General features: G+C 65.3%; 8 protein-coding genes and 1 tRNA gene. 4 read left to right on the forward strand and 5 right to left on the reverse strand.

Translation table 11 applies throughout. The features are described 5' to 3' along the window. The first annotated feature begins 17 nt into the window (after positions 1-17). On the forward strand, positions 18-956 hold the full coding sequence (tal, locus tag AC1DN0_RS31560; protein WP_441637509.1) for a transaldolase: 939 nt from the start codon (positions 18-20) through the stop codon (positions 954-956). Between the two features lie 175 nt (positions 957-1,131). Here the strand turns inward: tal and AC1DN0_RS31565 are convergent, their stop codons facing one another. The 3 genes from AC1DN0_RS31565 to rnr all read right to left on the reverse strand — a co-directional run bounded on the left by AC1DN0_RS31565 (position 1,132) and on the right by rnr (position 5,303). After that, positions 1,132-1,890, reverse strand: a complete 759-nt coding sequence (locus tag AC1DN0_RS31565) for an SIR2 family NAD-dependent protein deacylase (RefSeq protein ID WP_477102934.1) — start codon at positions 1,888-1,890, stop codon at positions 1,132-1,134. Between the two features lie 4 nt (positions 1,891-1,894). Next, the gene (rlmB, locus tag AC1DN0_RS31570) at positions 1,895-2,638 is read right to left on the reverse strand and encodes a 23S rRNA (guanosine(2251)-2'-O)-methyltransferase RlmB (protein WP_035874924.1); all 744 of its coding nucleotides are present in this window, start codon (positions 2,636-2,638) and stop codon (positions 1,895-1,897) included. Positions 2,639-2,714: 76 nt separating this feature from the next. After that, positions 2,715-5,303 (reverse strand): ribonuclease R, encoded by a 2,589-nt coding sequence (gene rnr, locus AC1DN0_RS31575; protein WP_477146274.1) that lies wholly within the window; start codon positions 5,301-5,303, stop codon positions 2,715-2,717. 70 nt (positions 5,304-5,373) lie between these two features. Between rnr and AC1DN0_RS31580 the strand changes: the two genes are divergently transcribed. The 3 genes from AC1DN0_RS31580 to AC1DN0_RS31590 all read left to right on the forward strand — a co-directional run bounded on the left by AC1DN0_RS31580 (position 5,374) and on the right by AC1DN0_RS31590 (position 7,089). Continuing rightward, positions 5,374-5,460, forward strand: a tRNA-Leu gene (locus tag AC1DN0_RS31580). 451 nt (positions 5,461-5,911) lie between these two features. Further along, positions 5,912-6,346 carry an Rrf2 family transcriptional regulator gene (locus AC1DN0_RS31585; protein WP_045239423.1) on the forward strand — a complete coding sequence of 145 codons (435 nt, stop codon included), beginning with the start codon at positions 5,912-5,914 and terminating at the stop codon, positions 6,344-6,346. A 131-nt stretch (positions 6,347-6,477) separates the two neighbouring features. After that, positions 6,478-7,089 carry an NAD(P)-dependent oxidoreductase gene (locus tag AC1DN0_RS31590; protein ID WP_441632060.1) on the forward strand — a complete coding sequence of 204 codons (612 nt, stop codon included), beginning with the start codon at positions 6,478-6,480 and terminating at the stop codon, positions 7,087-7,089. A gap of 87 nt (positions 7,090-7,176) precedes the next feature. Here AC1DN0_RS31590 and AC1DN0_RS31595 read toward each other — a convergent pair whose 3' ends face one another. Together AC1DN0_RS31595 and AC1DN0_RS31600 are read right to left on the reverse strand one after the other, a co-directional pair. Then, positions 7,177-7,740, reverse strand: coding sequence for a phosphoribosyltransferase (locus AC1DN0_RS31595; protein ID WP_441632058.1), 564 nt, complete (start codon positions 7,738-7,740; stop codon positions 7,177-7,179). A 143-nt stretch (positions 7,741-7,883) separates the two neighbouring features. Beyond that, positions 7,884-8,550, reverse strand: a 667-nt coding sequence (locus AC1DN0_RS31600; protein WP_477146275.1) for an adenylosuccinate synthetase, incomplete at its 5' end; no start/stop codon positions are given.

An 8,550-nucleotide genomic window follows, 5' to 3' on the forward strand; every position in this document is an offset into this window, starting at 1 on the left:
TAAGCAACTCACTGACCATGAACCAGCTCGATCAGCTCAAGCAGTTCACCACCGTGGTGGCGGACACCGGCGATTTCCAGGTGATGAAGCAGTACACGCCGCAAGACGCCACCACCAATCCCTCCCTGATTCTCAAAGCCGTCCAGAAGACCGAGTACCGCCCGCTGCTCGAAAAGGCCGTGCGCAGCCATGAAGGCACCGACGCGGTCATGGATGCCCTGCTGATCGCCTTCGGCTGCGAAATCCTGGCCATCGTGCCGGGCCGCGTCTCGACGGAAGTCGACGCCCGCCTGTCCTTCAACACCGAAGCCACCGTGGCCAAGGCGCGCCACCTGATCTCGCTGTACGAGCAGCGCGGTATCGCCCGCGAACGGGTGCTGATCAAGATCGCTTCCACCTGGGAAGGCATCCGCGCCGCCGAAGTACTGCAGCGCGAAGGCATCCGCTGCAACATGACGCTGCTGTTCTCGCTGGCGCAGGCCGTCGCCTGTGCCGAGGCCGGCGCGCAACTGATCTCGCCCTTTGTCGGCCGCATCCTGGACTGGCACAAGAAGCAGGCCGGCGACAAATGGGAYGCYGCCGCCAACGCSGGCGACAACGATCCCGGCGTGCGYTCKGTGCGCCAGATCTACGACTACTACAAGAAGTTCGGCTACCCCACCGAAGTGATGGGCGCCAGTTTCCGCAGCACGGAGCAGATCCTGGCGCTGGCTGGATGCGATCTGCTGACGATCAGCCCGGACCTGCTGGAAACGCTGGCCGGCAGCGCAGGGACGGTCGAGCGCAAGCTGTCGGTCGACCAGGCGCAGGCCGGCAATATCGCCCGCATCGCGTGCGATGAAGCCGCCTTCCGCTGGCAGCTCAACGAGGATGCGATGGCGACGGAGAAGCTGGCCGAGGGAATTCGCGCGTTTGCCGCGGATGCGGTGAAGCTGGAGGCGTTGATTACGGCTTGAGGGTAGCGGCGCCACGCCGGCTGGTCGGCGCTCGGGCGGCACTGACCAGTTGATATGCAGGCCTGGATACAAGGCGAAATCCTGCATGCGGGCGGCCACCACGATCACGTCCCCCGCAGCTCTCGCTGCCGTATCGATGGGTTGCGGCATTTTGAGAATCAGGCGGCGAAGCGGTTCAGGCCGGCGCCGCCGGAGCGCCGTCCCACAGCAAGGGCAAGACTACCCCGGCCGGTCCCCGCAGCACGGTGTCAGCGGTCTGGTCCAGCGCCGACGGCTCGGGATTGACCACGATGACGTGGGCGCCATGATCCTTGGCGGCACCGGGCATGCCGGCGGCCGGATAGACCAGGCCCGAGGTGCCCACCACCAGGCAAAGGTCGCAATTCTCGGCCGCGTGCTCTGCACGATAGCGCGCCACGCGCGGGAGTTCCTCGCCAAACCACACCACGCCGGGACGCATCATGGCGCCGCAGATGGCACAACGCGGCGGCATGCCGGGCGCGGCGGTCGCCGGGTCGCAACGGCCGCAGCCGTCCAGCCATTTGTTGGCGAACAGGTTGCCATGCAACTCGATCGCATCGGGGCTGCCGGCACGCTGGTGCAGGCCGTCCACGTTCTGCGTGACGAGGGTGACAGCCTTTTGTGCCGCGAGTGCCGCGATGGCGAAATGCGCCGGGTTCGGATGCGTTGCCGCCACCAGCTCGCGCCGGTGCAGGTACCACTCCCACACCAGCGCAGGCTGGCGCCGGTAGGCATCTTCCTGCGCCAGTTCCTCGGGATTGAATCGCGACCACAGGCCGGTCATGGCATCGCGGAACGTGGGCACGCCGGACTCGGCGGAAACGCCGGCTCCGGTCAGCACCATGACATTGCCGGCCCCGGCGATCAGGCGGCGCGAGGCTTCCAGTGCCTGCGCGTCAAGGTCCGCCGCCATGCCGTCAGCGCGGCAGGCGGCGCTGGCGCACCGCTTCATAGAGGCACACGCCACTGGCTACCGAGACGTTCAGGCTTTCCACGCCACCAGCCATCGGGATGCCGACCAGTTCGTCGCAGGTTTCGCGGGTGAGGCGGCGCATGCCCTCGCCTTCGGCGCCCATAACCAGAGCCATCGGGCCCTTGAGGTCGACGTCGTAGATCGTCTTCTCCGTGCCGTCCGCGGTGCCGATCACCCAGATGCCGCGCTCCTGCAGTTCGCGCAGGGTGCGCGCCAGGTTGGTGACAGTGATGTAGGGGACGGTTTCCGCCGCGCCGCTGGCCACCTTGGCCACCGTGGTATTCAGGCCCACGCTGCGGTCCTTGGGGGCGATCACCGCATGCGCGCCGGCGCCGTCGGCCACGCGCAGGCAGGCGCCCAGGTTGTGCGGATCGGTAACGCCGTCCAGCACCAGCAGCAAGGGCGTGCCCTCGATGCCGTCCAGCAGTTCGTCGAGATTAAGGGCCAGCGCCACGTCTTCAGCGCGGGCGACCACGCCCTGGTGACGGTCGGTGCCGGCCATGCCGCGCAGGCGCTCGGCGTCCACCGGGTGCAGGCGAACGTTAAGGCTTTCGGCAAGGCGGATGAAATCCTGCATGCGGCGGTCACGCCGCGCGGATTCTACGTAGACATCGGTGACGCCGGCGGCGTCCTGGCGCAGGCGCGCGGTGACGGCGTGAAAGCCGATCAGGAGTTTTTGTTTAGCCATGGCGGGATTGTACATTCCCGCCATGGCTTGGCCAGTTGCCGGGGCCGCTTGGCGCTGCCCCGGCAACTACCCGCCATCAGCGCTTGCGCGACGCGCGGCTGCTCTTGCCGGCCGGCTTGGCACCGGCCTTGTGGGTCGAGCCCAGGTGCTGCGGCTTGGGCTTGGCGGCGCGCTTGGCCGGTTTGCCGCCGGCCTTGGCGCCCTGCCCCACATGCGGCTTGACCGGCGTCATGACGGCCTCGAACACCGATTGCTCTTCGATCACGCGATCCAGCGTTTCGTCGAACGACTCTTCCGGCTTGGAGCTGCCGCCCAGCAGGGCTGCCAGCTGGCGGCCTTTCTTGCGCGCGGGCACGGCGTGCGCGGCAGGCACCCTGGGCGCGGCCTCGGTGGTCGGGACGCGGGCGCGCAGGTTCTTGGCCGACGGCTCCTGCACCAGGCGGAAATCGATCTTGCGGGCATCGAGATCCACGCGCGAAACCTGCACGCGTACGCGGTCGGTCAGGCGGTAGCGGATGCCGGTACGCTCGCCGCGCAGTTCATTGCGCGCCTCGTCGTACTGGAAGTAATCGCTGCCCAGCTCGGTGACATGGACCAGGCCTTCCACATAGAGCTCATCGAGCTGCACGAAGATGCCGAACGAGGTAACGGAGCTGACGGTGCCCGAGTACTCGCTGCCGAGCTTGTCACGCATGAAGTAACACTTGAGCCAGGCTTCCACATCGCGCGAGGCTTCGTCGGCGCGGCGTTCATTGGCCGAGCAATGCAGGCCAAGCTCATCCCAGATGGCTTCATTGCGCTTGGCGCGCGCTGCGGTCTGCTCTGCCTTGGCCGCGGCATCCTTGGCTTGCAGGCGGCGCGCCTTGGGTGCGATCGCGGTGTTCAGCGCGGTACCCGGCGCAAATGCCGGTACGTACTTGGTATGCGCCAGCACGGCCTTGATCGCGCGGTGCACCAGCAAATCCGGGTAGCGGCGGATCGGACTGGTGAAGTGGGCGTAGRCCTCATAAGCCAGGCCGAAGTGGCCGATATTGTCGGGGCTATAGACCGCCTGCTGCATCGAGCGCAGCAGCATGGTCTGCAGCATGGGCGCATCGGGACGGCTCTTGATCTTGTCCATCACTTCGGCGTAATCGGCCGCCTGCGGCTTGTCGCCGCCAGCCAGCGAGAGGCCGGCCGAGCGCAGGAACTCGCGCAGGTTCTTCAGCTTTTCCTCGCTCGGGCCGGCGTGGATCCGGTACAGCGCGGGATGCTTGAAGCGCTCGAGGAAATCGGCTGCGCACACGTTGGCGGTCAGCATGCATTCCTCGATCAGGCGGTGGGCATCGTTGCGGGTACGTGGCAGGATCTGCTCGATCTTGCCCTGCGCATTGCACACGATATACGTCTCGGTGGTGTCGAAGTCGATCGCACCACGCTCGCGCCGCGCCTTCAGCAGGACCTGGAACAGCTCATACAGGTTCTGCAGGTGCGGCACCAGGTCGGCACGCTTGTGCGCCTCYGGCCCCTTGGTATTGGACAGCACCGACCAGACCTCGTTATAGGTCAGACGTGCCGCCGAATGCATCACGGCGGGATAGAACTGGTAGCCCTTGAGCTCACCCTTCGCGGTAATCACCGCGTCGCACACCATGCACAGACGGTCGACTTGCGGGTTAAGCGAGCACAGCCCGTTGGAGATCTTCTCCGGCAGCATCGGGATCACGCGCCGCGGGAAATACACGGAGGTGGCGCGGTCCAGCGCATCGGCGTCCAGCGGCGTGCCCGGGCGCACGTAGTGCGACACATCGGCAATCGCCACCACCAGGCGCCAGCCYTTGGCGCGGCCGATCTTGACSGGYTCGCAGTAGACCGCATCGTCGAAGTCGCGCGCGTCTTCGCCGTCGATGGTCACCAGCGGCACGTCGCGCAGGTCGATGCGGTGTTCCAGGTCGGCTTCGCGCACCTCGTCGGGCAGCGCCAGGGCTTCCTTGGCGCAGGCGTCCGAGAAGGCATGCGGCACACCGTACTTGCGCACGGCGATCTCGATTTCCATGCCGGGATCGTCAAAGTCGCCCAGCACTTCGACCACGCGGCCCACCGGCTGGACGTAGCGATCGGGGTAATCAATGATCTCCACGCTGACCACCTGGCCGACTTGCGCCTTGCCCTGGGCCTTGGGCGGGATCAGGATGTCCTGGCTGATGCGCTTGTCTTCGGGCGCCACCACCAGCACGCCGCCCTCGCTCAACAGGCGACCGATCACGTAGCGGTTGGCACGCTCGAGGATCTCGACGATCTGCCCTTCGGGCCGGCCGCGCCGGTCGTAGCCGATCACGCGCACCTGGGCGCGGTCGTTGTGCATGGCCTTCTGCAGCTCGCGCTCCGGCAGGAAGATGTCGTCATCGCCATCATCGCGGATCAGGAAGCCGAAGCCGTCGCGGTGGCCTTGCACCCGGCCGACCACGAAGTTGGGCTGGTGGGCCAGCTCGTAGCGGCCCTTGCGGTTGAGTTCGATCTGCCCGTCGCGCTCCATGGCGGCGAGGCGTTTCTGGAAGCCGTCGTGTTCCTTGCGCGTGACGGCGAGCGCCTTGGCGATATCGCCAGCCGACAGTGGCGACCCGGACGTCCTCAGGACGCCAAGGATTTCTTCCCGACTAGGGATCGGATAGTTATTCTGATTCAATTTTTTCTAGAAATAATTTGACAAACGTTTTGCGGTCGCTATAATGAGCGCTTCGGTTGTTTCGACGCCCGCCCAGGTGGCGAAATTGGTAGACGCACTAGGTTCAGGTCCTAGCGGTGGCAACACTGTGGAGGTTCGAGTCCTCTCCTGGGCACCAGATCAAACGGAAAACCCGCAGCGCTTTCGAGCCTTGCGGGTTTTTTGTTTTCCGGCGTCTGATCTTGCAACTTTGCACTCCCGATTCGATATTGACGCGACTGCGCGACTTGATAAAAACAGCCGCAACAGCGGCCGCTCCGGAGCCTGGAATCCATTCTCGCCTGTTAAGGCGGATTCACTCGCACACGGCCTGGCGCTCACACGAACTGCCAGGGCGCGGCCCGGACGGCGCCGACTGCTGCGCTGCGGGTGAGTGTATCAGTTTCAGTGGCGATCCCGGCATTCTTCCGCCATCCAGACCCCTGAATGTCGTGTTTTTTGACGTTTCCCGGCGCAAACAACACAGTTATTGCAAGTGCGCGCTTTGCCGGGACGTCCCGGCAACCCGGTCGCCGCTTGACGAGTCATCCAATCTGTAACTATCATGGTTTCATATTGCCTCTTCCGCCATGACCACCAGTAGCCGATTCGCCGTCGCTGTCCACATCCTGACCCTGCTGGCCAGCGCGGCCGACCCCCTGCCGTCGTCGCTGATCGCGGGCAGCGTGGGCACCAATCCCGCATTGATCCGCCGCCTGGTTGGTCAACTGGTGGAAGCCGGCCTGGTAAGTACCATGATGGGCAGCAACGGCGGGGCCTCGCTAGCCCGCGCGGCCGGGTCGATCACCCTGCTGGATGTATTCCGCGCGGTGGAGTCGACAACGCTGATCGCCCCGCATCACAGCGTGCCCAACCCGGCCTGCATGGTGGGCCGGGAAATCTCCGGGGCGCTGAAGCGAGCCGCCGACCGCGCGCAGGCCGCGATGGATGGCGCACTGGCGGAAATCACGATTGCCGGCATGCTCGCCGATGTGGAGCGTGCCGCGGAGCGCCGCGTGCGCTGATTTTTTTATCCCGATATGTAACCGTAATAGTTTCATATCGATATGAAACTCGTGCCAGGCACGGGTTTGACTATGCTGGCCTCACCCTTCGGTGAAGCAGCCTGACCAAGCAACCACGCAAGGAGTTGAGCATGAAGATCGCAATCATTGGCGCTACCGGCCGCGTCGGCACCCGCCTTATCGACGAAGCGCTGCGCCGCGGCCACACCGTCACCGCCATTGCACGCCAGGCAGAGAAACTACCCACGCGGCAGGGACTTGCCACGTGCAATGCCGACGTGGCCGACACTGAGGCCCTGGCCAGTGCCCTCGCCGGCCATGACGTGGCGATCAGCACCGTGCGTTTCCTGCAAACCAGCGCCGCGCAGATTGTTGGCGCGGCCAAGGCAGCGGCCGTGCCGCGTCTGCTGGTAGTAGGCGGAGCCGGCAGCCTCTATGTGGCCCCCGGCGTGCAACTGGTCGATACGCCGCAGTTCCCCGAGGCCTACAAGGCGGAAGCACTGGCAGGCCGCGACTTCCTGAACGCCTTGCGTGCCGAGACCACACTGGACTGGACCTTTCTCTCCCCCGCCGCGCTGTTCGAGCCGGGTACCCGCACTGGTGCCTATCGGGTCGGTGAGGAAACGCTGCTATCCGATGCCAGCGGCAAGAGCTGGATCTCGATGGAGGACTACGCCATTGCCATGATCGACGAAGTGGAAAAGCCGGCGCACTCGCGCCAGCGCTACACGGTGGCCTACTAAGCGAAAAAAAAGGCGGCTGATCGCCGCCCGCCGCCCTGCTTTGCCGCCGCGGCCATTTCAGCCATGCGGCTGGGGCCGTCCGCAGCTTCAGCCCTGGCTACCGCTGCCAGCAGCATGCTTGCCGCGCTTGAGCCAGGCCGCAAGATTGTGCGGGCGCAGCGTGTCATACTCCTCGAACGGCTGGTGGATCCAGGGGTTCGTCGGCAGGAAGGTAACGTGGTAATCCGGCTTGACCTTCGAGCACGCCTTGTACCACAGCACCGACGAGCGGACTTCCGTCACGGCAGGATAGCGCTCCTGCAAATGGCGGCCCACGCGCTCCAGCGTGACGCCGGAATCGACCAGGTCATCGACCAGCAGGATCTTGCCGGAGAGGTCGCCCCGGGTCATGGTGATGTACTGCGCGATGTCGAGATCGCCCTGCTGCGTGCCAGCCGCTTCGCGATAGCTGCTGGTGGCCAGAATGGCCAGAGGCACGTCGAAAATGCGTGACATCTGGTCGCCCACGCGCAGGCCGCCGCGCGCCAGGCACAGAATCTTGTCGAACTTCCAGCCCGACTCGTGGACGTTCAGCGCCAGCCGTGCGATCAGGCTGTGGTATTCGTCCCAGGAGACCCACAGGTTCTCTTCGTCATTCGATGGCAGGGTCATGATTTATTCTTGGCTCTTCGGCTTGAGGTCTGTCGACCGATAAAGTTTCGGCCCGCTTGCGCGGGCCGATTTGCTCTTGTGCATTTGCCGTCCTGTACCGGCGGCCCGTCAGCCGCGCGGCGCCCTTTCGGGCACAGACAACGTCAGGCCACGTACGGGTGGCGCAGCAGGATGGTTTCGTCGCGGTCCGGGCCGGTCGAGATCATGTCGATCGGGATACCGACTACTTCCTCGATGCGCTTGAGGTAGGTGCGGGCCTGTTCCGGCAGCGCATCCCAGGCCTTCACGCCGAAGGTGGACTCGTTCCAGCCGGGGAATTCCTCGTACACCGGTACGCAGCGCGCCACGGCATCCGAACCACGCGGCAGGATATCGATAGTCTTGCCGTCCAGTTCGTAACCCACGCACAGCTTGAGGGTTTCGAGGCCATCAAGCACGTCGAGCTTGGTCATGCACAGGCCCGACACCCCGTTGATCTGCACCGAACGCTTGAGCGCGGCGGCATCGAGCCAGCCGGTACGGCGCGGACGGCCGGTGACCGAGCCGAATTCCTTGCCGACGTTGGCCAGGCGCACGCCGATCGGATCCTGACGCTTGGGGTTGTCATTGTCGTACAGCTCGCTGGGGAACGGGCCCGAACCCACGCGGGTGCAGTAAGCCTTGGTAATGCCCAGGATGTAGTTCAGGCGGCCCGGGCCAACGCCGGCGCCAGCGGCGGCCGCACCGGCCACGCAATTGCTGGAGGTGACGAACGGATAGGTGCCGTGGTCGACGTCGAGCAGCGTGCCCTGCGCGCCTTCGAACATCAGG

The sequence above is a fragment of the Cupriavidus sp. 05N39 genome, from assembly GCF_056397325.1.